Annotated in this window: 21 protein-coding genes, 1 tRNA gene and 1 rRNA gene; 7 read left to right on the top strand and 16 right to left on the bottom strand. The window is 33.1% G+C overall.

Features of this window, described 5'->3' with window-relative positions; genetic code table 11:
* Positions 1–17: 17 nt before the first annotated feature.
* From kce to ACXLDF_RS05065, 6 genes are all read right to left on the bottom strand, one after another.
* A complete protein-coding gene (kce, locus tag ACXLDF_RS05040; RefSeq protein ID WP_457557426.1) occupies positions 18–839 on the bottom strand; it encodes a 3-keto-5-aminohexanoate cleavage enzyme in 822 nt (273 codons plus the stop codon).
* A gap of 60 nt (positions 840–899) precedes the next feature.
* Positions 900–2,141 carry an aspartate aminotransferase family protein gene (locus tag ACXLDF_RS05045; RefSeq protein WP_457557406.1) on the bottom strand — a complete coding sequence of 414 codons (1,242 nt, stop codon included), beginning with the start codon at positions 2,139–2,141 and terminating at the stop codon, positions 900–902.
* Positions 2,142–2,598: 457 nt separating this feature from the next.
* Positions 2,599–2,681 (bottom strand) — tRNA-Ser (locus tag ACXLDF_RS05050).
* A gap of 178 nt (positions 2,682–2,859) precedes the next feature.
* Complete coding sequence (locus tag ACXLDF_RS05055; protein WP_457557407.1) at positions 2,860–4,266, bottom strand: HflX-like GTP-binding protein; 1,407 nt, start codon at positions 4,264–4,266, stop codon at positions 2,860–2,862.
* A 46-nt stretch (positions 4,267–4,312) separates the two neighbouring features.
* A complete protein-coding gene (locus ACXLDF_RS05060; RefSeq protein ID WP_457557408.1) occupies positions 4,313–4,918 on the bottom strand; it encodes a helix-turn-helix domain-containing protein in 606 nt (201 codons plus the stop codon).
* Positions 4,919–5,074: 156 nt separating this feature from the next.
* On the bottom strand, positions 5,075–5,281 hold the full coding sequence (locus ACXLDF_RS05065) for a MoaD/ThiS family protein (protein ID WP_457557409.1): 207 nt from the start codon (positions 5,279–5,281) through the stop codon (positions 5,075–5,077).
* Between the two features lie 340 nt (positions 5,282–5,621).
* Between ACXLDF_RS05065 and mfnA the strand changes: the two genes are divergently transcribed.
* Entirely contained in the window at positions 5,622–6,914 is a 1,293-nt protein-coding gene (gene mfnA, locus ACXLDF_RS05070; protein WP_457557410.1) for a tyrosine decarboxylase MfnA, read from the top strand.
* 225 nt (positions 6,915–7,139) lie between these two features.
* Positions 7,140–9,170 carry an ATP-dependent helicase gene (locus ACXLDF_RS05075; protein ID WP_457557411.1) on the top strand — a complete coding sequence of 677 codons (2,031 nt, stop codon included), beginning with the start codon at positions 7,140–7,142 and terminating at the stop codon, positions 9,168–9,170.
* Between the two features lie 79 nt (positions 9,171–9,249).
* Here the strand turns inward: ACXLDF_RS05075 and ACXLDF_RS05080 are convergent, their stop codons facing one another.
* The gene (locus ACXLDF_RS05080; RefSeq protein WP_457557412.1) at positions 9,250–10,833 is read right to left on the bottom strand and encodes a xylulokinase; all 1,584 of its coding nucleotides are present in this window, start codon (positions 10,831–10,833) and stop codon (positions 9,250–9,252) included.
* Positions 10,834–11,081: 248 nt separating this feature from the next.
* Here ACXLDF_RS05080 and ACXLDF_RS05085 point away from each other — a divergent pair, with 248 nt between their 5' ends.
* Genes ACXLDF_RS05085 through ACXLDF_RS05095 form a run of 3 tightly spaced genes read left to right on the top strand, consistent with a single transcriptional unit; the run spans position 11,082 to position 13,048 of the window.
* On the top strand, positions 11,082–12,512 hold the full coding sequence (locus ACXLDF_RS05085; protein ID WP_457557413.1) for a hypothetical protein: 1,431 nt from the start codon (positions 11,082–11,084) through the stop codon (positions 12,510–12,512).
* 12 nt (positions 12,513–12,524) lie between these two features.
* Complete coding sequence (locus tag ACXLDF_RS05090) at positions 12,525–12,767, top strand: Lrp/AsnC ligand binding domain-containing protein (protein WP_457557414.1); 243 nt, start codon at positions 12,525–12,527, stop codon at positions 12,765–12,767.
* Entirely contained in the window at positions 12,755–13,048 is a 294-nt protein-coding gene (locus tag ACXLDF_RS05095; protein WP_457557415.1) for an Lrp/AsnC ligand binding domain-containing protein, read from the top strand. Before ACXLDF_RS05090 ends, ACXLDF_RS05095 begins: the two co-directional genes overlap by 13 nt.
* Here ACXLDF_RS05095 and ACXLDF_RS05100 read toward each other — a convergent pair.
* The 3 genes from ACXLDF_RS05100 to ACXLDF_RS05110 form a co-directional block, all read right to left on the bottom strand.
* A complete protein-coding gene (locus ACXLDF_RS05100; protein ID WP_457557416.1) occupies positions 13,003–13,359 on the bottom strand; it encodes a nucleotide pyrophosphohydrolase in 357 nt (118 codons plus the stop codon). The two genes, ACXLDF_RS05095 and ACXLDF_RS05100, sit on opposite strands and share 46 nt — an antisense overlap.
* Positions 13,360–13,393: 34 nt before the next feature.
* The gene (locus tag ACXLDF_RS05105; protein WP_457557417.1) at positions 13,394–15,172 is read right to left on the bottom strand and encodes a GTP-binding protein; all 1,779 of its coding nucleotides are present in this window, start codon (positions 15,170–15,172) and stop codon (positions 13,394–13,396) included.
* A gap of 164 nt (positions 15,173–15,336) precedes the next feature.
* A complete protein-coding gene (locus tag ACXLDF_RS05110; protein WP_457557418.1) occupies positions 15,337–16,089 on the bottom strand; it encodes a hypothetical protein in 753 nt (250 codons plus the stop codon).
* A gap of 121 nt (positions 16,090–16,210) precedes the next feature.
* Here ACXLDF_RS05110 and ACXLDF_RS05115 point away from each other — a divergent pair, with 121 nt between their 5' ends.
* Positions 16,211–16,531, top strand: coding sequence for a hypothetical protein (locus ACXLDF_RS05115; protein WP_457557419.1), 321 nt, complete (start codon positions 16,211–16,213; stop codon positions 16,529–16,531).
* 21 nt (positions 16,532–16,552) lie between these two features.
* Here ACXLDF_RS05115 and ACXLDF_RS05120 read toward each other — a convergent pair whose 3' ends face one another.
* The 4 genes from ACXLDF_RS05120 to ACXLDF_RS05135 form a co-directional block, all read right to left on the bottom strand.
* Positions 16,553–16,864, bottom strand: a complete 312-nt coding sequence (locus tag ACXLDF_RS05120) for a hypothetical protein (RefSeq protein ID WP_457557420.1) — start codon at positions 16,862–16,864, stop codon at positions 16,553–16,555.
* A gap of 69 nt (positions 16,865–16,933) precedes the next feature.
* Entirely contained in the window at positions 16,934–17,452 is a 519-nt protein-coding gene (locus ACXLDF_RS05125; protein WP_457557421.1) for a nascent polypeptide-associated complex protein, read from the bottom strand.
* A gap of 60 nt (positions 17,453–17,512) precedes the next feature.
* Positions 17,513–18,022 (bottom strand): PUA domain-containing protein, encoded by a 510-nt coding sequence (locus tag ACXLDF_RS05130; protein WP_457557422.1) that lies wholly within the window; start codon positions 18,020–18,022, stop codon positions 17,513–17,515.
* A gap of 68 nt (positions 18,023–18,090) precedes the next feature.
* Positions 18,091–19,308: a proteasome-activating nucleotidase gene (locus tag ACXLDF_RS05135; RefSeq protein ID WP_457557423.1), complete on the bottom strand. Its 1,218-nt coding sequence runs from the start codon at positions 19,306–19,308 to the stop codon at positions 18,091–18,093.
* 345 nt (positions 19,309–19,653) lie between these two features.
* Here ACXLDF_RS05135 and ACXLDF_RS05140 point away from each other — a divergent pair, with 345 nt between their 5' ends.
* Positions 19,654–20,856, top strand: a complete 1,203-nt coding sequence (locus ACXLDF_RS05140; protein WP_457557424.1) for a protein-L-isoaspartate O-methyltransferase family protein — start codon at positions 19,654–19,656, stop codon at positions 20,854–20,856.
* Positions 20,857–20,864: 8 nt separating this feature from the next.
* Here ACXLDF_RS05140 and ACXLDF_RS05145 read toward each other — a convergent pair whose 3' ends face one another.
* Both ACXLDF_RS05145 and ACXLDF_RS05150 read right to left on the bottom strand, forming a co-directional pair.
* Complete coding sequence (locus tag ACXLDF_RS05145; protein WP_457557425.1) at positions 20,865–21,125, bottom strand: hypothetical protein; 261 nt, start codon at positions 21,123–21,125, stop codon at positions 20,865–20,867.
* 159 nt (positions 21,126–21,284) lie between these two features.
* Positions 21,285–23,222: ribosomal RNA gene (locus ACXLDF_RS05150) — 23S ribosomal RNA — on the bottom strand; the annotation flags it as partial.

The following is a 23,222-nucleotide window of genomic DNA, read 5'->3' on the forward strand; positions in this document are numbered from 1 at the left end:
TTGGATTAATTCAAATTTTATGGTTTCAATCCCAGAATATTTCGTGCTTCATTAGGTGTAGCAATCTCTCGACCTAATTCTCGCGCAATTCTCACAGCTTTTGCCACTAATTCGCCGTTTGATTTTGCTAGTACTCCTTTTGCAAGATAAATATTATCTTCAAATCCAACTCTTATATGACCCCCCAACAATAGAGACATCGTTATCATAGGAAATTCTGCCCTACCAATGCCACACACAGTAAAAGTTGCATCAGATGGAATACTTTCCACCATAAACAACAGATCTCTAGGTGTTCCACTAATTCCCCCATTAACACCCATTACCATATTGAAATGTAATGGTCCAGGAATAAAGCCCTTTCGATGTAATCTAAGTGCCATGTCGATCATTCCTTTATCAAACACCTCGCACTCAGGTTTAATACCGCGCTCTTTCATTCTGGTTGCAAAATTCTTAATCATATTTTCAGTATTAACAAAAATATCATCGCCTCCGAAATTGCAAGTTCCGCAATCTAAAGTTGCCATTTCAGGGTTTAATTCTGTGGGTTGCAATCGTTCGGAATCAGTCATGCCTACTGCACCTCCAGTCGAAGGTTGAATAATTACATCCGGGCAGCGTTTTTTTATCTCAGCGATGGCAGCTGCAAATCGATCCTTATCTTGAGTCGGTGTGCCATCATCATTTCGAACATGTAAATGAATAATACAGGCACCTGCTTTATATGCACTTTCCGCTTCTCTTCCAATTTCTTCAATAGTATAAGGAACTGCGGGATTATGCTCTTTAGACACTTCAGCGCCACATATTGCAGCAGTTATAATTACTTTTTCCATCATTTTTTTCTCACTATTATATTTTTATCAAATTATATTTTTACCCAATTGCATTAATTATTAGAGATTCTTTATTTCTTTCAAACTTTCTCTAATTGCTTCCAGAGTATAGGAGAGATCTTCTTCAGAATGGCGGAAAGCAATATATCCATGGTGATACGGTTGTAAGAATACTTTCCGGCGAATCAAACTCGTATAGAAGGCAGGACGTAACGTTTTGTATTTTTTCTCGGGGTCATGTTTAAATGTAATAAAAGGCATCCATGGACCACCTGAAAATTCACATGGAACACCAACATCTTCAATAATATCCTGTATACCTTTTCCAAAATCAGTCCCTTTGCGCCGGATCACGCCCAAAACATCATCTCGCTCCATTATTTCAATAGTTTTTAGGGCAGCTACTTGAGCAAGACTATTTGGAAAGAATGTTGAGCTTAAAAAGACGTCGTGTTCTAACACATCCATAATTTCTGCTTTTCCTACAACCACAGAAATCGCATAACCATTTGCAATAGCTTTTCCAAAGACTGCTAAATCGGGAGTTACTCCAAATTCTTTCTGCGCACCTCCTAGATTTACCCGAAATCCACTGCGAATTTCATCAAATATCAAAACTGCACCATATTCATGGGCTAATTTCTTCACTGCTTCTAAATATCCAGATTGTGGCATTTGAACTTTATGTCCTAAAGGATGACCGACAGGAGTAATTATAATAGCCGCTACTTCCGATCCATGAATTTTCATTAAGTTTTCTAACTGTTCTAAATTATTATATTCAAATTCAAAAACATCTTCATATAATTTTTCCGGAATTCCACCTTTAACTTCAACACACCAATCGTGCCATCCATGATAACCACATCGTAGAATTTTAGTTCGATTTGTATATCCACGAGCAATACGGACAGCTGTAGTAGTAGCATCAGAACCTGTTTTGACAAAAACGCATTTTTCACAAGAGGGAATTAGCGTTTGTAATTTTTTTGCTAATTTATTTTGAACGGGTTGAGTTAAAGACATACAAAATCCATTTTCCTGAATTTGAGCGATAACCGCTTCATCAATTTCATTTTCCCTATGTCCAATTATTATTGGTCCATAAGCACATAGATAATCAATATATTCATTTCCATCAACGTCATAAACTTTAACGCCTTTAGCACGTTTAAAAAATATAGGATATTCTCCTTCAACAAAATTATATGGTCTTCTAATTCCTAATATCGCACCAGGAATTAATCCAAGAGCTTCCTTATAGAGTGCATTCGATTTATCTAGTTTTAAAGGTTGTACCATGTATATCTCTCCATTTCGTTTGATCTTCTTTTCCTTGAGATATAAAAATATCAATATTTTTCTCCCAAGATATTCAAACGTATTATTTCACTGTATGAATCCGAGATTCACATCAGAATTCAACAGATTACGATTCCAATGTTCAATATGAATACTTTCATTAAAAGATGCCGAAAAGTTAAATCGTAAAAAATGATTTCTGACAAATTTTATCTTTGGTATTTGATTTCTTAATTTGAGAAATAAAAACTTAGAAATAATTAAAAATATCATTGTCAGATATAAAATCATCAATAGTTATTAATTAGAGTAAAAATTTAGAAAATTTATTTAAATCGGTTATTTTATCTATTGCGATGCTTATTTTTTCTAATTTTTTAGATATTTACAAAATAATTTTAAGTTCTAATGAAATTTTCTAAAATCAAAAAACAACAAAATTTGAAGAAATATTAAGCGCGGCGGGAGGGATTTGAACCCTCGCGCCTGTAAAGGCACTGGATTAGCAGTCCAGCATCTTAACCACTTGATTACCGCCGCTTTGCAAAAAAAAGAGATTTTCTCTTCTAAAAAGTGTTATAAAATCTTCCCTCAAAAAGAGGAAACAAGATAGGAAAGATCACATAACAAAAAAAATTTTGCTTCTACTGTAGTACAATTGATTGGTTATTGGGCAATTTTTGTTGATTTCAGCGATTTATAGAGAGAAATACAGTAATTATTGATGAAAATGCATTCTTTTATATTTTCGTATATCGCTAATTACATTTTCCAAAGTTGATTTATTCTGTGCAGAAATAGAAAACCAATGTTCTTGAGGATAAAGGAGCTTTAGATATTGAATTCGTTCCTTTAGATCATCTGACGTTAGTAGATCAATTTTATTTAACAAAAAGAAGCGCGGAAGATCATCGATATTAATTCTTTGTAGAATAGAAAGGGTTGTTTGAATTTTTTGATTAATATCTACCATAGAATCTGAGCAATCCACCAAAATCAAGAGTAAATTCGAGAATTGGAGCTCCTCCAATGTGCTTAAGAAAGCATCAATAAGAACAGGAGACATATCCATTATAAATCCAACAGAATCAGTAAGAATTACTTCATCACCAGCCCATCGCCCGTAATTATCAAAATGAGGAATGGTTACTTTACGACTTACTGGTGAAATTGTTGTAAACTCATGATTTGCGGTTTCTAGATGAGTTTTAGCCAATGTATTCATTAATGTGGATTTACCTGCATTAGTATATCCGACTACACCAATATTAAACAATTTACTTCTGTTTTTTCTACGAAGATATCTTTGATGCGAGATTTTTATTAATTCTTTTTGAATTTTCTTTTTACGCTGGCGAAAAGCACGTAATTGAGGTTCCCAACCCCGTAATCCCTTTCCCATGAAGTCACGACCTTGTTTTTCATTAAGGTGCATTCCAAATTCTTTTTTAATGATATTAGTTTGAAGAGCCATACGAGCTAATTCAATTTGGAGTTTACTTTCTCGAGTACGGGCATTCAATTCAAAAATTTCAAGAATTACATCATCCCTGTCTTTGACGAGTACTCCAAGCTCTTTGGATAATGTAGAGATTTGTGAATAACTTAACCGATTATTAAAGATTAGTGTCAGTTCAGATCGATGAGAAAGTGAAGGTGGAAAATCAATGGAATCTATTTTTACATTCTCTTCAGAATCTTTAATTTTAGATTCTACACTCTCTATATCATTCTTACTCAAGTTATCATCAAATACTAAAATTCCATCGACTCCCTCATCAGAAGGATGTCCAAAATCAGATTGTAAATTTGAATCATAATTCATTTCAAGATCATTATCAAAATCGGTCTCAAAATCGAAATCATGTGAATTTTTCTCATTTTTAGCAGAATTTACCAATCTAGTCGCATGATCATTAGTATCAAAATATCCATCCAGAAACTTCTGTAATTGCTTGAATTTTCCCTTTCCAATAAAATAGGTGGGGTTGATTCTATTCAATATTTGGGTCACTTGCCCACAGATGGTGTACTCCGCACTTTCCACCAAGCCTTCCATTTCAGCAAATGAGTATTGATGTAAATTTGGATGGAACACTTGGATAATTACTGCATATTTCTTCACAATAAAACGAACCTTAGAAGGTGATCAAATTCAATATTTATGGAGATTACTGGTCATATTCCGGTTTTTCCCCACGTTTACGAAAATAGATGACTGAATCTGCCGATTTCGATCGAGGCGCCATAAATTTAGATAAGATCTCTTCTTCATCTCCAGCATTTTCTTCTTCAACAAGTTTTAGTCGGTATTTTTTTTCAAATTTACGAGCAATATCAATTGGTAATGGAGTAGTGTTTTTCTCAATTCTTTTATAGTAATTATCTTTTACAAGGACAGAATGTGCGAAATCTTTTGCAGAAAGCCCTAATTTGGTACGGCATTTTAATAATATTTCTGGAGCATTATCCACAACTTTTAAATTTGCGATCTTAGCATTTCTTTTGCGTGATATGGATCTTTGCGATGAGTGTTGAGAGCGTAGCTTGGATCCAGAACCTACACCAGAACTAGTGCCAGTTTTGTAAATTGATTGAAATTTTTCTGAATTACGCTTTCTTCGGATTTGTTTTGCTCGAGCTAGGCGATCAGCTTTAGGTTCAACACCATATTCTTTACAATCAGGGCATACATACATAAGAACTCCTTCAATTTCACGTCGCACTAATGAATATGTTTCTCGTCCGCACAACTCGCATTCCTTTCTTGGTCCCATAATCAAACGCTCTCGAACTAAAATATTAAATTAAATTTTTTTTTCCAATAATCAAAATGAAGCACAAAAAATAAAATTAATTAAGATATGAAAAGATGGTGATCTCAATAAATGAAAATTTTTTTGGACATTTCTTTAAATAAATTAATGGTATACTTATCCTCCTGCAATTTTAGGTAACACAGTGATTTCATCATCATCTTTAACAATTGTATTCAAATCTACTTTGTGTCCATTAACCAAGACAGCAAAATGCTTTTCTTCTAAATTTAGTCGGGAAAGAATCTCAGAAATGGTGTGAGTTTGATGGGATACAAAGGTGAGGATGCCAGAGAATTCATTAATTTTTTCTAATTCTTGCATAAATCAATTTAACCTCCTTTTTTATTCGACAATATTGTTTTCTAACATCTTACCTCACACGAACCACTTATAAAAATATTACGATTGTTTACAAATAGGAATTATATATAAAAAATTACCATAATCTTTTCATATATAATTTATCAAGTGATTAAAGTGTAAATTGTCTCGAATAAAATAGTTTATACTAGATCTTTCTAAAGTTTTAAGGTTGTTTTGAATTTGAAGGTAGGATAAGGAGTGAAAAATCTTTCTCTTTGAGAATGTGGCATGAAATCAAGGGTTTATATTTGACATTGAGAAAAATGAGTTATATACATAGAGAATAGAGGATTATATAATGGAATTAAGTCAACGAAGCAAAACTAACATCGATTTTGAAAGCCTCTTTTCTCATAATACACTTACAATTTCTTCTTTTCCTAAATATGGTTCAAACCCCGAATTAATTAACAATATGTTGAGAAATGATGTCCTAAATGATGTTTCATATAAGTCAGGGCGAGTTCTTGGTGCTATGTCAACCCAACCGCATTTTTTTGCTGCAAAACTGTATTCTGAATATATGGAGAAAAACTTGGGTGATCGTGGTTTAAACCCAGGGACGGCGAAAATTGAAGCAAAATTGGTTCAAATGATGGGTTCCTTACTTGGAGCATCACATACTGATACAATAAAAGGAAATATGACTTCAGGTGGAACCGAGTCCAACATTATTGCAATTTATTTAGCAAGATCCCTTCAACCGGAGATTTCTCATCCCAATATAGTCTTATCTGAAGCAGCTCATTATAGTTTTGAAAAGATTGCCCGACTTATGAATATCGAATTACGCTTTGCACATTTAAAAGATGATTTCCATCCTGATATGCACGAATATCAAAGCTTAATAAATGATAGTACCATCGCTTTGGTGGGTATTGCTGGAACAAGTGCTTTAGGTTTAGTAGATCCCACCGATAAAATAGCAGAATTAGCCCGCAAATATCATAAGTTTCTTCATATAGATGGAGCTTTTGGAGGTTTTGTGCTTCCATTTTTAGAAAAATTAGGGCATCAATTTCCAATTTATGATTTTAGATCCCCATATGTTAACACAATCAGCGTAGATCCACATAAAATGGGTATGAATGTAAATCCATCTGGAATTTTTTTAGTAAAAGATGGTGATGATGATAATTCTAAGGTTAAAAAGGAAAATGGATTTAAAATTCCTTACTTAGCAGGAGGAGGTTTTAGAACCTTTAATATTTTAGGAACACGTCCAGGAGCACCAGCCATTTCATTTTGGGGTCTTATCCATTTTCTTGGTTTTGAAGGATTTTTGGAAATTGTTCAGCAAGCATGGGATTTGACTAAATATTTGGAGGATCAAATTCAAAAAATACCTCAGTTAAGTACTGTGTGTTCTCCTGAAACAAATGTATTAGGTATCCAATTTTCTAACGGAAATAATATAAGATCTTCTAAGAAAATTAAAAAATTAAATCAAATTCTGCGAGAACATGATTGGTATTTAGGTTTCTTTGAAAATAGAGGATTATTACGCTTTGTAAGTATGCCGCATGTAAATCATGCTCACATTGATGAATTTCTCAATGATTTAAAACGAATTCTTTATTATCATTTTTAAATTTACTACAATTATCAAGTGCGGATAAGTTCTTATATTATTTATAATATTGATAATTTTCTCCATAAATTTCGCCAAAAATTAATAAGATCACAATACGGGGAATTTTTTTAAAGGAAAAAATTGTTATAAAGATAATTTATTGCAGTCATATCAGCATACAAGAACCAGTCCGATGTTTAAAAAAAAAGAACAACTGGACAAAGTGAACAAGTGATCAATTTTATGGTAAAAAAAGTTATTAAACTGAAGACCAAACCAATAGAAATTCCCCCAAAATTCCAAAAGGAATTAAATTCAGAACAGCTTCAAGCAGTTTTACACTCAAAAGGACCTGCTTTAGTTATTGCCGGAGCCGGTTCTGGAAAAACACGTATGTTAACATATAGAGTTGCATATTTAATTAACCAACACGTTCCCGCTGATGCAATTCTTTTAGTTACATTCACAAAAAAAGCCGCTCAAGAAATGATAAGTCGAGTGCAAGGGTTAGTGGGAAAGGAAATCCGAGGTTTAAAAGCAGGGACATTTCATCATATTGCCAACTTAGCTCTTCGAAAATATGCATCACAGATGGGTTATTCTCCAAATTTTACGATCTTAGATCCTGGTGATCAAAAGCATTTGATGAAATTAATTGTAGCAAATCGCTTTAATGAACATGATCGCCGTCGTATTCCTAAATCACCTCAAATACTTGATATTTCTTCCAAAATAATTAATTTAGGGAAATCATTAAAAGATGTATTATCAGAATATTATCCTTCTTATGAAGATTTGGGAAAAGAAATTGCTGAAACTATAGAAGTATTTAAAAAACAAAAGAAATCCAATAATGTAATGGACTTTGATGATCTTTTGGTGAATTACCTTAAGTTTCTTCGAAATGACTCAATTTCCCAAACATATAGGGATTCGATTCATCATGTATTGGTAGATGAATATCAAGATGTTAATGCTATCCAAGCTCAAATCGTAATCGAACTAGGTAAACATGCAAAATCGGTAACTGTGGTAGGAGATGATGCACAATCTATTTATCGTTTCCGGGGAGGAAATTATGAACACATGCTAGATTTTCCAACAATTTTTCCAAATTGCCAAATATATAAATTAGAGACAAATTATAGAAGTACACCAGAAATATTGGCTCTTGCGAATGCAAGCATTTCTAAAAACAAAATTGGATTTTCAAAAACGCTAAGAGCAATTCGTGAAAGTAAAGAGCGCCCAATGATGGTTCCATGTTATTCTTTAGAACAAGAAGCTCAATTGATTTGCCAACAGATATTATTCCATCGTGATGAAAATATCCCATTACACGAACAAGCGGTACTTTTTCGTGCCAGATTTCATGCAATTGAGCTGGAACAAGAATTGGTCAGACAAAAAATTCCCTATGAAATGCGTGCAGGGGTGAGATTTTTTGAACAAGCCCATATTAAAGATTTAATTGCTTTCCTTAGCATTTTAGCCAATCCAACAGATACAATTCAATGGATTAGAGTACTTTCAATGCACGAAGGGGTTTCGGATAATGGTGCGCAAAAAATCATCACACAATTATCAAAACGTCCGAATATACTAAATGGGTTTGTATTCTGTAATTTAGAAATCGAAATGCGGGGTAAACGTCTACGAAAAATAGGATTGGAAAATCTTCAAACGCTTCAGAAATTTTATCAAAAATTAGCATTTAAGAACCATTCAAAAGAACTACTTCCAGAAGAGCATTGGCCATCTTTACCAGAGATCATTAGAAAAATAACAAATTACCTTGAACCGATATTTCCTTCTCGATATATGAAGAATTATGAAGATAGATTAGCAGATTTAAAAGAATTACAAAATTTTGCTGCAAAGTATCATTCTGTTCGAGAATTTTTAGCAGATATTCTCACCCAATATAATTTACAAGGAGAAACTATCATTCAAGGGGATAAAACTGAAGATGAAAAGCCATTAATTCTCTCTACAATTCATCAAGCTAAAGGATTAGAATGGAAAGTAGTTTATGTTATTAATTTGGTTGATGGTCGAATGCCTTCATCTCGATCTATTGGAGATCCTCAAGAAATCGAAGAAGAACGCAGATTATTCTATGTTGCTTGCACCCGAGCTAAGGATGTTCTTTACCTTACCTATCCTGAAATAATCCCTAGATTTGATCATGATCAGCTTAATGGTCCTTCTCGATTTTTAGAAGAGATTGAAGAAGATGAGGTCTTTGATGAAGTTGAAATTGAAGAAGCTTAATATTGATTTCTTTTAATTCTTTTCATAAAATTAAAGAACATGAAAACATGAAATTAAAAAAATTTCCAGTTTTTTCAATCTAGCGCTTTAATTTATTTAACCGTTGATACATTCTCCGGTTATTGGAATAAATATTTACAAATTCTCTAAATAAACGATCATAAAGTTTTTTATTTTCAATTTTTGGAGTATATTCTGCTTTAAATGAAATTAATTTAGGAATTTCCTCCCATGTAATTTTTCCCAAAGCTACTGATGCAATAAGCGATGCTCCAATTGAATTTGATTCTTTACCATGAGAAACCTGCTTAATCTTCCGATTGAGAATGTCTGCATAAATCTGACACCAGACATCACTACTGGCACCACCACCAATCATGGAAATCTCTGAAAATTTCCTTCCAATCAGTCTTTCTTCAAATTGGAGCAACCACCGTGAATTAAAAGCCACACCTTCGAAAATTGCCCGCAATAAATGACGACGATCAGTATCCAAACTGATATTGAACAATCCTCCACGTAAAGTGTGATCTTCAATTGGACTGCGTTCCCCATACAACCATGGAGTGAAAATGAGATTGTTTGCTCCAGGTGGAATTTCACTTACAAGTTTATCAAAAATCTTATAAACATCTGGCTGACCTTCATCATGAAGGAGCTGATCTTTATGATATAAAATATTGTCTTTTAACCATGCAAGTGTAATTCCTGCAGCTTCTTGTTCCCCAACGATCATATACATGGAAGGGATTGCAGAAGGAATTGATCCAATGTAATGATCAATATCTAATTTTCGGCGTGGAGTGTGAGAAATAATCCAAGATGAACTTCCCAAGCTCACATGCCCTTGTCCAGTTAATATTGCCCCAGAACCGACTGCAGCACTAGCCATATCACCTGCTCCAATTATCACATTTGTATTGCGAGGAATTCCCAATTCTTGTGCAATTTGTGGGAGAACAGGACCAAGAATATGAGTTGCTGTGTGTAAATCTGGTAGTTTTTCTCGATCTAACTGAGCCAAACGGATTAATTTATCATCGAAATGAATATTATTGATATCAGTATCGTTTACAAGCCACGTTAAAATTCCACAGTCATAAGAAGTGGCAATTTTGCCGGTAAGACGATAATTAAGAAAATCTTTGCAATCGAGAAATTTCCATGTCTGATTATAGATATCTGAAAAGTTTGTTTTAAGCCAAAGAATATGGGCAATAATGTCTTTACCAGAAAGTCCCGGAACCCCCCCAGTGCGGAATAACCAATTGAAAATAGTACGGAGGTTGTAGCCACCAATTATACCACCAAATTTCTCTTTAATTACGCTTGAACCTCGACTATCAAGCCATGTAATGCAGTTGTGTAATGGATTCCCATCTCGATCAACTGGAATGGTTCCATCCATTTGATTACTTGAAGTAATCGCAATTATTTTCTTTGGATCAATGTGAGTTTGATTAATTACTTGATGACTAGTTTTCAACAGTGCCTGCCACCAATCTTCAGGATCTTGTTCAGCGCATCCTTGTTCAAAATAATACATACCATAATTTTGAAAAGCAAATCCTAATATCTCACCTTTTGTCGATATTATAGCTGTCTTCATACCTGAAGTCCCGTGATCAAAAGCTAAAATAAAGTCTGATTCTTTGTTTGACATTCCACTCTCGCCGATAAACAGATAAATTAGTACTAACTAAATAATTAAAGCTTTTGCCATACGGATTTTTTGGCAAAATTTAGTGTAAGATTTAAAGAAGTCAGAAAATAAAAGGTATTTTTGCCTTCAATTTGATCAATTAAAAAAAAAAGATCATTTTTGTTCAATAATTATAAATATTTCCAACTTTTCTTATCAATAACTTCAATAACCTTATTTATAAGGATTCCTTATACAAAAGGAGTTTCATGAAGGAGCTAACCCGTAAAATTTTTCTTCTTAGCTTATGCAACTTGCTTTGGGGTTTGATTCCTTTACCAGCGAAACAGCTATTTTCGCAATTCTCATCATTTTCTATAATTTTTATGCGATTTTTGGCAATGACTATTATTTTACTCCTAATTATTATTGGAATTATGATTTTCGAACATTTCAAGAAAACAAACGAAGAGAAAATTAAAGTAATTCAACTTTGGAGTTATTTATTAGAAAAAAATGCAGATTTTTTCTTTTTTCCTCAATGGCTTTATCTGTTAGTTATTGCGATATTTGGCTTGAATGTTATGACTTTTCTCTTTTTCTATTGTCTAAAAACAATTGGAGCAATTACAACAGCAATTGGAGTAATTTTAAGTTTGATAATTATTGCAGGAATTAAATGGGGGATGGGTAAAGAAGAAATTTCAGGTTTTAAATTAATTTACTTAATCACTTTAATTGTAGCTTCAATTATATTAGGATTAAATTCGCAATCAATTGAATCAAATTCAAAATTTTCAATTCAATCATTGATTCTTGTGATTGGATATGGAGTAGTTCTCTCCTTTTTTGTTATTTCAAGCGGGATGGATCGATTGTCAAATACAGAATTTACAATTATACGAGTAAATTCTAATTATAAATTTTTGCGAGTTTTACTTAAACTGACAATATTAAGTATACTTTGTGTGATTACATTCATTCCACTTCTATTTATTGCAAAAATTTCAATACCAAACCAGTCCTTACAAGACGAAATAGCACTATTCTTTTTGGAATTACCTGAAATTGGAGCGATTATGTTTTCTTTGAATGGACTCATTTTAATTTTAGGATTAACTATTGCTCCTTATACATTATATTATTACTTGTCAACTTCTTGGCCGAAATCCGCGCCATTTGATTTGTGGGTTGGAGTACTTCAATTACTTGAACCTATTATTAATATTATTCTCGGTGTAACAGTATTATCTGAAACTTTTCCAACATCTTGGTTATTTATTATAATATTTTTACTTAGTATTTCAGTTATTACAAAATTTGTTAGTGAAACGCAAGCACAGATTCATGCTTATTTGTTTATAAAGATAGAACCTCAATTCCATTTTTTGGCTATGAAGGATTTATATTTAATCAAATCTGCCAAAGAAGTTAGATCTCTTGTAGGAGAATTTGATCTTATGGTAGAATTTCAATTTCCTACTGCAAAAATACTGAATAAAGTTATTTACAATCAAATTTCTAAATTACCCGGTTTAAAACGGTATGAATTATTATTTGTTTTGAATCAAAGTCAAAATATCGATCGATCCATACCAGAACAATATAAAGGCATCTCAATAAAAGAACGCATGGAATTTTCTAAACTTTCTGAAAAGCAATCTGAGCATTTTGAGCAAAATTTTAATGATTCACTTTAGGAGAAAAATATTATGGAAATTCAAGTTGTTAGCTTTCTAAAAATTGAAAATCAACGAAAAAGAGAATTTCTAGTTGCCTTAAAAGATATTCCTGAAATTCAAAAAATGCAAGTAATTTCAGGTTATTTTGACATTCTTATTGAGATAGGAGTACAAATTTCAGAAGAACTTGTCAGGATCTTCGAATTAATTGAACAAATTCCAGGTTTAAAAGAAATACACTCACATTTTGTGCTAGAGGTATGGCAAAAATGAACGTGAAAATTATGACCTTTTTGAAAATTCAAGTTGGTAAAAGCTTAGATGTTATTGCAAAACTTCGAAAAATCCCAGAAGTTCGTCAAATTTCATATATAACAGGTGAATATGATTTAATGTTTATTCTAGCTGCTGAAAATACACAAACCCTTTATTTGAAATTTTTAAATGATATTGATCAAATTCCTGAAATCATTGAGAGTAGTAGCCACTTAATTATCAAAGAATGGAATCAAGATGAAGGAGAAGATTTGAAATCAGAAGAAAAACGCTTTTGATCTCTTTCTTGGTATTTTCGAAGAATTCGTTGAAAAGCCCTTGATAAATCAATTTGATAATAATTCGCAATACATATCAAACTGAATAATGCATCTCCTAATTCTTCAGCTAACTTCTCATGAGGCAAATATTTTTTATTTTGCTTTTTTGGCTTAAAACCTTCAAAAGCATTTAATTCACGACTGATTTCGCCAACTTCTTCGATAACTGAAGCCAACATGGATAATGGAGGCCAATATCCGCCAAAATTCTTAATTAAAAGATCCACTTGTTGCTGTAAAAATCCTAAAGTATTGTTCTCTTCAGCCATAATATTATTCTTAATGAACACTGATTTAAATGCTCTAATATTTCATTAAAACACCGCATTTATTACAATACTTAAATTTTTTAGGTAGTACATTTCCACAATTAGGACATACGATTTGTTTGGGACTAATAGATTCCCTTTGTTTGATAAAGGGATTTGGTGACGGTTTTTTTGGCACAGGAGGAATCATTGTAGATTTTGGTGTTAAAAAAGGATTGACAGTCCCAGTAAACGTTTTTGCAGGAATTTTTAACTCTAATTTCTTTTCAAGTAATTCACGTTTATTTTCGAAAGATTTTTTCTCATTTGAATCTTGTCCGGGAATAAAAGGTGCTAATGAAGAAGATGAAGTAGAATGTATTCCAGAAGAAGATAGTTTTGATGAATGTGGTGCAGATTGTTCTTTTGTAAATGAATTATTGGGTAAATTAACAGTAGATATCTCTGAAGTGGATGTTGTTTTATGATTTGTTAAAGATGATGAAGTAGTAGGTTTTGTTGGGAATATAAAAGGAATTGTATTCTTTTGAGAATTGTCTTTAGATGAAGTACTTAATTTATCTCCATTTTTTTTGACTGATGATGAAATAAAAGGGTTTTGTTCTTGGGGAACTATAATTGAATTATTTAATTCTGGTTCTTTTTTCGCTATAAAAGGATTTTCAAAACCGCTCGTAGATTTCACTTCTTTGCTGCTTTCTGAAAAAGGAGATGAATTTCCTTGATTTGTGGATGGAATTGTGTGAATGTAGTGTTGTTTAGAATTATCTTCCAATTTGTCAGATTTTAGAACGTTTGGAATATGTGGATTTGGTGGTGGTTTGGGGATAAACAGTTCTGAATCAATAGTTTGAGACGACATTGGTTGTGGTTTTGGAAATGTTTTCCGTGTTCCTGTAGTAAAAATACCTTGATTTTCAACAGCTTCAAGTGAACTATCATTTACTATATCATCAAGCTTCTTTGTTGATGAAATGTTTTGATCTGATGATTTAAAAGGATTTACTTTAAATGAGTTTGAAGAAAAATTCAGTGAGGGTTTAACTTTGATAGGTTCAAAACCTGATTTAGGTGAGACTCCACTGCTATTTTTATTATATAAAGGTGCAGGTTTCGGTTTACTTACCATTCTTTGTTCAGCTTCAGAATGCTCAGTTTCTCCAATATTGAATGGTTTTGAAGTTATATCGAATGGTGATGGTTGTGTCTTACTTTCTGAAAAAGGTGTTTCTGAGGTCCGCAACTGTTGTGCTAAGTTTTCTTCAATCAATTCTTTAGGGACTTCTTCACCTATCATCATTAAAGCCAAGATCTTAAAAATATCTCCAACTCCCACACCATTTTTTGCACTAGATTCTACATATAAAAAACCTAATTTTTTTGCTAATTTTTCAGCTTCTTTCTGAGACACAACACGTTGATCTTGTAAATCACTTTTATTACCAACAAGTAATGTAGGAATTTCACCCACTTCTTTGCGAATTTCTTCAATCCACATGGGAATATGATCAAAGCTTTCTCGATTTGTTATATCAAAAAGGATAATGCACCCCATTGCTCCCTTATAATATAGTGGTCGAACATATCGAAAGCGCATTTGACCTGCAGCATCCCAAATTTGCAATTTTACGTTATATGTATAGTTTTGAGCGTTTTTTACTTCTATACTCTTGACTGCGAACTCGACACCTATGGTCATCTTATAGTTCTCTTTAAAGAAACCTTGAGAGAAACGAACAACAATGGCAGTTTTTCCACAGCCGCCATCACCAATTACCACACATTTAAAGAGAAAATCATATTGATCAGTCAAGAGATTCACGCCTATAAGGATAACTTTTTTATTATATATTAAGTAACATAAAGAAATTCTTGCCTAATAATGCAACTTTTTTAGTCTGATTTTTATGAAAATGATAAAAGAGTATAAATAGAAAATATGCAAATTTATGAATTTTTATTTATAATTCTGATATATTAATTATTCTGAGACCCACAATATGGACAAATAGAAAGGGGTTCAGGAAATCGCCCGTTGCACTTTTGACAAGTGAAAAATTCAATCTTACTTTTCATATTACGTGATTTTGATTTCGATTTGGAAGTAATAGAGATATCGCTAATGTGAGATTGCCTAAATTTGATGATTTTTTGGGAGGGAAAAGAATTACTTAATGAAGAAGAATTAAAAGGGTTGCAAGAACGAATAGCTAAACTGGAAGAAGATTCTTTTGAAGGTTGTAAATTTTTAGGAAATTCGGATTGAACTATGGACGGAGATGACAAAAATGAAGAAGAAATAGGAGAAGGCGCATTGTAAGAAGGAAAATTTTCATGTAAGTTTTCAAGATCTGGCTTATTGTCTTCTATTGATCCATAATCATCGTTTAAATCCCGAAATTCAGAAATGTTATTTGAATCTGTTTGAATTGAAAGAGTGAAATCATCATCTCGGGATAAGAGTTGATAAAAAATACCATTATTACTATCAATAAAGATATTTAAATCCAAAGTTTCAATTTGAAAAAAGAAATAAATAGAAGAGAAGGAGGGAATGTCAGAAATATACATTAAATATTCAAACTCATTAGTGGGGATCATGACTTGAGATGCCCAAGAATTTCCTTTATCAAATGAATAAAAGCATATCAACTTGTTAATTGGATTAGCTACTTTGCATACAATGCGATATTTATTAGCACTAGGAGATATTTCTGCAAGTTGATTCATATAAATAATTAATCGTTTAAAATCATAAATGCTTTTCCAATGCATAAGAATGAATAAAGAATATAGTGATATGATCTGAATAGTAAGTGATTTCAAAAGTTTAGTTCCAATTTGTCAAAATATGAAAGAAATGAAAGATATCATTGAGTTATATAAACTTGCTCAAAATTTAGAAATTGCCAAAAAAAATGAAAATTACCCTTTAGCTTTAGAAATTTATAATCAAATTATTAAATTAAAGCTTCAACTGTCTAATCGATTTGGAATTGCAAAATCTATGGCAGAAAAGGCAAATTTATTAGAACATTTAGGATTTCATCAAAAAGCTTTAGAAGAATATTTACAAGCATTTAGATTTGTGGAAGATTCAAATAATCGAGAATTCTCATCCATTATTGACCAAAAAATAGTTGAACTTAACAAAATGATGCAAAAAAAATAAGAAATAATGGCAATGGAAAAATTACCACATAAAAATGCCTAATACGATCCCAATAATAAAGCTGAGACCAATAAATCCATAAAACCAATTTAAAATTAATTTTTTCGAATTTGGAACTTCTTTTAACATTGTTCCAAAACTAAGAACTAAGCCAGTTAAAATAAGAAAGTAAATTATTGGTGCTAAAACATTAGTTGAAAAGAGATCCCAGGAAAATAACGCTACAAGAATGAGTATTGATACGATAGTGCCCAGAAATACATAACTCATATAGAATAATATTTTTTCTGGACCTTCCAGTTTTTCCGTTTTTTTTGAGGCAATAGCAGACATATATAATCAAAGAAGCTAATTTCGATAAAATTAAAAAAAATTTTGGAACAGATATTAAATTTTAGCGATTTATTTCGTTTTTAATTTAATGATCGCTTTAGCAAGATCCCCGTTAGTTTCTTGAAGAGTTTGCTTAGCGATTTCAGTAGATACATTAGTTTGCATGACAACTAATTGAATATCTTGTTCAGTAATTTCCACGTTAAGAGATAAATCAGTGTTTGCGTCTTCAATATCTTTTACATCTTCAAGATTCTCTGATACTTCAGTAGCCTGTCCTGAATAAGTTCCGGATGGATATGGCTCTGCATTACCAATTACTTGATATACATTCATTCCTTGTTGATTCACTCGAATTATTTGAGGTGCTTCAATTACTAAATCTTCTGTATCAGTTTGAATAATAACACGATTTGCTTCAATTTGCTCCATATCTCCAATACCTTGTTGTTTAAGTCGTCTACGCATTTGGCGATTTTGAGGTACGGGATGAGCACGGTGCTTTTTTTGAAGAGTAGCGCTTCCTTTAGCGCGCAATTCTCTTGCCTGTTTTTTTTTATTTTGCATTGATTTAGGAAGTTTTCCCATTATTTATAATCTCCTAAAATGATTATATAAGGAATAAAAATACAAAAATACAATAAAATTTTATTCTTTTAAAGAATTGATGGAATTGATGCCTTTTCGGACTTTTACACAGCTCCCTTTGACTCTTTGTTTTATATAAATTGGAGGATAGAAAAGTTTACCAATTGCAAGAAGTTCATCAGTTTCATTTACAATAATAACCTCATCACCAATATGGAGTGAAGGATCGACATCTACAACATGTTGCGAGAATACTGATTTTCCATCCTTAATGAAATCTTGTACTTCGGTTAGAATAACCACACGTAAAGTGGGTATTGATGTATGATGTAGAATTAGGTTAGCAGCACTAAAACTTAATGAAAAAGTGCCAGTTTGAGGACGGTAAGATGCAAAAATCTGGTTATCAACATAAATAAACTTTAATTTTTTGGTTTTATGAGAAAACTTAAATGTCATTTTAGGAAAACTGCCTAATAAGACAGAAGCAACGGTAGTATTGAATTGATATGTAAAAATTCCGCGAAGAAATGATTCAATTTCATTTTGATTATACATATTTGGCGACATATGAACATCATTACTATTATCAAGGATAAGAAAAAAAATAATAAGCCAGAATAAGAAAAAAAGTGCCATTAAGCATACATTTCAAATTTATCATGTGTTTTCTTGGATGTTTTCATTACTTTAGCAATGGCTCTTTTAAAATGACTTACTTTAACTTCTTCTGAATTATCTCGAATTGCAAACATTCCAGCTTCCATAACAATTGCTTTAATCTCTGCTCCAGTTGCATTTTCTGTCAAATGTGAAAATTGTTTGAAATTTTTTGCTTTTTTCTCTAAATTCATAGATTTACTATGAATTTCAAAAATTTTAATTCGAGCTTCTTCATCTGGTGGGGGAAATTCTATCAATCGATCAAATCGACCAGGTCGTAGTAATGCAGGATCTAATATATCTGGTCGATTTGTTGCACCTATTATTCGAATATCACCACGATTATTAAATCCATCTAATTCACTTAAAAGTTGCATTAATGTTCTTTGAACTTCGCGATCACCAGAAGTTGCAACTTGCAATCTTTTTGAACCAATGGCATCTAATTCATCGATAAAAATAATTGCTGGTGCATGATTACGTGCCATTTCAAAAAGCTCGCGAACCATCCGTGCACCTTCTCCAATAAACTTTTGAACTAATTCACTTCCTATAATTCGGATAAACGTTGCTTGAGTAGCATTAGCAACTGCTTTAGCGACCATAGTTTTTCCTGTTCCAGGTACACCATATAAAAGTATTCCCTTAGGAGGAATTACACCTACTTTTTCAAATAATTCAGGATTTAAAAGAGGTTTTTCAACAGTTTCTCTTACTTCAATTAACTGTTCATCTAATCCACCAATATCTTCATATGTATATTCATCGGGCTTTTCAGTTATTTCCATAACTTGAACAAGGGGATCCACTATTGTAGGTAATCGTTCCATGATCGAAAATGTCCGTTGGTTTAAAGCAACGCGATCATTTACATGTAATTCATCAATATTTACTTTTGGAGCAATATTGACAATAAAAGAGGGTCCAGAACTCGATTTTACAATTGCTCTATGGTCAGGTAGAATATCTGTAACATGAGCAGAGATTAATGGAGGTTGACGGAGACGATCTAGTTCCTTCCGCAAATTATCCAAATCTCTTTGACTCGCCAACAATTCTCGCTCTAATTTTGATTTGGTAGCTTCTAAATTACGGAGTCTTCGTTCCAAATGCCGCGTATATGTTATTAAATAGTTTGAATCTTTTTCTTTTTCAATGGAAGCTTCAGATTCTTTTTCTTTTTCGATGGCCATAGAATAATCCTCATTATAATTCGAAAAATCAATTTTCAGTAAAATAAAGGCACTTATTTGATATAATAAAATAAATCCTTAAATATTTATTTTAGGATTTTAGAAATCTGTTTAGATATTCATCTTATTATTTAATTAAAGATTTAATTTTTAGTTTTAATTAGATGGTTTTCTATTGATTATAAATTTTTTATTATTCTTAATTGATTTTCAGAGAATTATTAATATAAATCTTCAAAAAATATATTCCTTCAGCAAGATTAACTTAAATTTAGCTTCATTTTTTCAAAATGAGTAAAAAATAAGTAGTTTAATTTTCTGAATATTTTAGGGGGATATATCAATATGGATTATCAGAAAATATTTTTACAATTATTATTAAATCATATAAAAATGGGTTATCTTAGGAATAAAAAAATTTTTCAAATTTTAAAGGAACTTCCACTTGATGCGTTTTTCACTCAAGAACAATTAAAATGGTTTGTTTTAAGAGATCGTCCTGTATTATTTTTTTATAAAAATGATATAATTAATCGAACTGTCTCAGCACCACATATGATTAGTATGATAACAACTCTATTAGAATTAAATGAAACAGATCATGTTCTCTTTTTGGGTGCAAAAGGTGGTTATTTAGAAGCAGTAATTTCAAAAGTCGTAAAATCAATTACAATTCTTGAAGAACAACCTGATATCGCAAAATTTACAAAAGAAAAACTAGAAAAATCAAAAATTAAAAATTTCAATTTACTCATTCAGAATCCATTATTTGGTATGGAAAAAAAAAAGAAATTTTCTAAAATTTTATTATCAGGAGCAATTCCTTTAATTCCCCATACTATAATTAGCAATTTAGAGTTAAATGGGATAATGGTCGCTCCCTTCATCTTAAAGAATATTAATTTACAATCAATTTTACAAATAATTAAACGACAAGATATTTTTCAAGTAGCAAATTTTGGAAGTGTCATTTTTTCACCTCTTTATGTTTTAGAACTTCCAAAATTAGATGAAAAAAGGGATTTAACCTATAAAAAAATCTTAAGTTATATTAAAATTAACAATCTTTCAAATTCAAGAGAATACACGCCATTTTTTGAGGAATTTAATCAACTCCCAAAAATACAATTTGGAAATCCAATTTTTCACAAAAATCATTCATTTCGTTTACAAGAATCAAAAGAATTACTGAATTCATTAAAAACAAATGAAGAATCTAATCAAATAGGTATAAAAAATAGATTTGTTGATGTAATTACTGAAAAAATTGATATATTCTTTTATAATCCTGAATCGGTCTCTTTTACTATTGATTTAGAAATCCATTATAAACAAAGTAATTATTTTAAACGAATTTCCCAGATTCATTTGAGCCCAAATAAAGAAACTATTTTCTCTTTTGATTTAGCAATTCCTCTTGAACCAGGAAATTATAATATTGAATTTGTTGGAGTTACAGAAAAAAATTATAGAATTACTCAACAAATTCAGAACCTACAAATATTCCATGATGAAAAATCGATTATATTTATATTTGAACCAATATAAAAAAAAAGTTAAATAATTATATCAAAGATAGATAAATCTTCATTTTTTCTGTTAATTTGTTGAATCCTTTTAACCTCATCTTTATCAATTTCGTAGTCTCTAATTGAAAAATTATAATCAATTAGTAAAACAAATTCATGAGAACAAATCGTTTTTCTCTTAATAGGTAATTTTAATAAAGAACCTTCTTCAATATGAAAAATAGATTCAGGAACAGGTATTCGTTTGGATTTATTACAAATAGGACAAACGATTAAAATTTTTCTCATATTTTTTTCCCTTTCAAAAATTAATTATCTAAGGTACCATAAATATCTAAAAATAATATAAAAAGATAGAAATTTTTTTCCCATGACAAAATTTTGTAGTTAATTTCATAGCGCGTTCTGGAGTCCTGACTCAAAGCCAGGGCCCATATGTTCCTTTTCCAGTCCAAACACTCGCTCTATTGAGATCGGCCGGCTACGCACGTCGCAAATGCTCCGTGTTTACACCGCCTGACTCACCTACCCGGTCTTTTACCGGTGAGCTCGTCTTGAACTACGGTTACTGTCGCCAGTCCCCGTTCGCAGAATGCTACAAGATCCTTTCGGCAAAAAGAATCTCACAATCTGCACGTGTTCTTGAATGGGAGTCTCGTTTCGAGGCATCCTTCACGCTTAGATGCTTTCAGCGTTTATGATTTGCCGCGTAGCTGTGGGGCATGCTCTGTCGAACAACCCCTCACCAGAGGCGACCGCGCGTTGTTCCTCTCGTACTGGACGCACGCTGCTCTCAAACTCCCAACAGCACCGTTAGATAGAATCCGACCTGTCTCACGACGGTCTAAACCCAGCTCACGTTCCCTTTTAATGGGCGTACAGCCCCACCCTTGGCCACTGCTGCATGGCCAGGATAGGAAGAGCCGACATCGAGGAAGCAAGCCGCAGGGTCGATATGAACTCTTGCCTGCGACAACTCTGTTACCCCCAGGGTAATTTTTCTATCACTTCCACCACCTACCAAAGGTTAATGAAAGATCGTTAAGCCAGACTTTCGTCTCGGAACCCCTTGCTGTCGAGGGTTCCATCAGGCCAACTTTTGCCTTTCCACTCTTCACCGGATTTCTGTCCCGGTTGAGTTGACCTTAGGGTAGCTTGGATATCTTTTCCAAGCTCTGGCGCCCCACCGAAACTGCCCACCTGCACCTGTCCTCGCAAGCGACTTGCAAGTTAGACATGCCCCGATACAAGGCTGGTGTTCCATTGTCGCTCCGCTACACCCGAAAGCATAGCATCGACGCTCCCAGCTACACTCTGCATGTATCAGAGTATGTCAAGAACAAGCTGCAGTAAAACTCCATGGGGTCTTCTCTTCCCAACGGTGCGTGACGGACCGTTCGCCGTCCTGTAGGTTCACGGAGTAGGATGTTGGGACAGTTACCACCGCGTTGGTCCGTTCATGCACGTCGTTACTTATACGACAAGGCATTTGGCTACCTTAAGAGAGTTATAGTTACTCCCGCCGTTTACAAGAGCTTATTCCGGTTGGACCCGGTTTTGACTGACTTGCACTGGGCAGGATTCACTTTCTGTACACAACCTTTCGGTCTTGCAGAAAGCTATGTTTGTATTTAACAGTCGGGTGATACTAGTTATTGCAACTTAGAGCCCCCCGCTTTCGCAAAGGCTCCAAGCAAGCGTTCTTCCGAAGGTTCCGCTCCATTTTGCCGATTTCCCTAACAACCCGTAATTCCACACGCCTGAGGCTTCTCACCTTGGGCACACCTGTGTCGGTTCTGGGTACGTCTTAGAAGTTTGTTGAAGATTGGCTTTTCACTGGGAATTGAAATCGTCTCGAACCGCCCACAGTAAGGCGGCTATTCATGCTTTAGTCTGGTTCTCGCCGCAAAGGCACACCCCAGAGTTATACATTTAAACGGGAACGACAATCCCGCTCGAACTATCCACTTCCGTCACCAATCCCCCATTCGTCGCCGAATACCTAGCTTCCAAGTACAGAAATATAAATCTGTTTCCCTTTCGGTCAAGACGGTTAAGAATGACCTTAGGAACGACTAACTCTTGGCTAACGACGTATTGCCAAGAAACCCTTGGCCTTTCGGCGGATACGATTTTCACGTATCTCAGCTGTTACTACTGCCAGGATCTGCACTGGAGCACGATTCATACGACCTTACGGCCGTACTTTATCTCGAGCCCCACGCCCCTCTACCGGATCATACTCGCTCCTGAGTATGCCCCCCGGTATCGGTGGTAGACTTGAGCCCCGTCCATTTTCTGGGCCATTTTTCTTAGCAAATGAACTGTTACGTACTCATTATAGGGTGGCTGTTTCTGAGCCTACCTTTTTGCTGTCTTCGAAAA

The organism is Candidatus Harpocratesius sp., assembly GCF_054039255.1.

Coding starts and splice junctions, on each gene's coding strand:
- kce (WP_457557426.1), bottom strand. CDS start 839: ATGGAAAAAGTAATTATAACTGCTGCAATATGTGGCGCTGAAGTGTCT.
- ACXLDF_RS05045 (WP_457557406.1), bottom strand. CDS start 2,141: ATGGTACAACCTTTAAAACTAGATAAATCGAATGCACTCTATAAGGAA.
- ACXLDF_RS05060 (WP_457557408.1), bottom strand. CDS start 4,918: ATGGGACCAAGAAAGGAATGCGAGTTGTGCGGACGAGAAACATATTCA.
- ACXLDF_RS05065 (WP_457557409.1), bottom strand. CDS start 5,281: ATGCAAGAATTAGAAAAAATTAATGAATTCTCTGGCATCCTCACCTTT.
- mfnA (WP_457557410.1), top strand. CDS start 5,622: ATGGAATTAAGTCAACGAAGCAAAACTAACATCGATTTTGAAAGCCTC.
- ACXLDF_RS05075 (WP_457557411.1), top strand. CDS start 7,140: ATGGTAAAAAAAGTTATTAAACTGAAGACCAAACCAATAGAAATTCCC.
- ACXLDF_RS05080 (WP_457557412.1), bottom strand. CDS start 10,833: ATGTCAAACAAAGAATCAGACTTTATTTTAGCTTTTGATCACGGGACT.
- ACXLDF_RS05085 (WP_457557413.1), top strand. CDS start 11,082: ATGAAGGAGCTAACCCGTAAAATTTTTCTTCTTAGCTTATGCAACTTG.
- ACXLDF_RS05090 (WP_457557414.1), top strand. CDS start 12,525: ATGGAAATTCAAGTTGTTAGCTTTCTAAAAATTGAAAATCAACGAAAA.
- ACXLDF_RS05095 (WP_457557415.1), top strand. CDS start 12,755: ATGGCAAAAATGAACGTGAAAATTATGACCTTTTTGAAAATTCAAGTT.
- ACXLDF_RS05100 (WP_457557416.1), bottom strand. CDS start 13,359: ATGGCTGAAGAGAACAATACTTTAGGATTTTTACAGCAACAAGTGGAT.
- ACXLDF_RS05110 (WP_457557418.1), bottom strand. CDS start 16,089: ATGAATCAACTTGCAGAAATATCTCCTAGTGCTAATAAATATCGCATT.
- ACXLDF_RS05115 (WP_457557419.1), top strand. CDS start 16,211: ATGAAAGAAATGAAAGATATCATTGAGTTATATAAACTTGCTCAAAAT.
- ACXLDF_RS05120 (WP_457557420.1), bottom strand. CDS start 16,864: ATGTCTGCTATTGCCTCAAAAAAAACGGAAAAACTGGAAGGTCCAGAA.
- ACXLDF_RS05125 (WP_457557421.1), bottom strand. CDS start 17,452: ATGGGAAAACTTCCTAAATCAATGCAAAATAAAAAAAAACAGGCAAGA.
- ACXLDF_RS05130 (WP_457557422.1), bottom strand. CDS start 18,022: ATGTCGCCAAATATGTATAATCAAAATGAAATTGAATCATTTCTTCGC.
- ACXLDF_RS05135 (WP_457557423.1), bottom strand. CDS start 19,308: ATGGCCATCGAAAAAGAAAAAGAATCTGAAGCTTCCATTGAAAAAGAA.
- ACXLDF_RS05140 (WP_457557424.1), top strand. CDS start 19,654: ATGGATTATCAGAAAATATTTTTACAATTATTATTAAATCATATAAAA.
- ACXLDF_RS05145 (WP_457557425.1), bottom strand. CDS start 21,125: ATGAGAAAAATTTTAATCGTTTGTCCTATTTGTAATAAATCCAAACGA.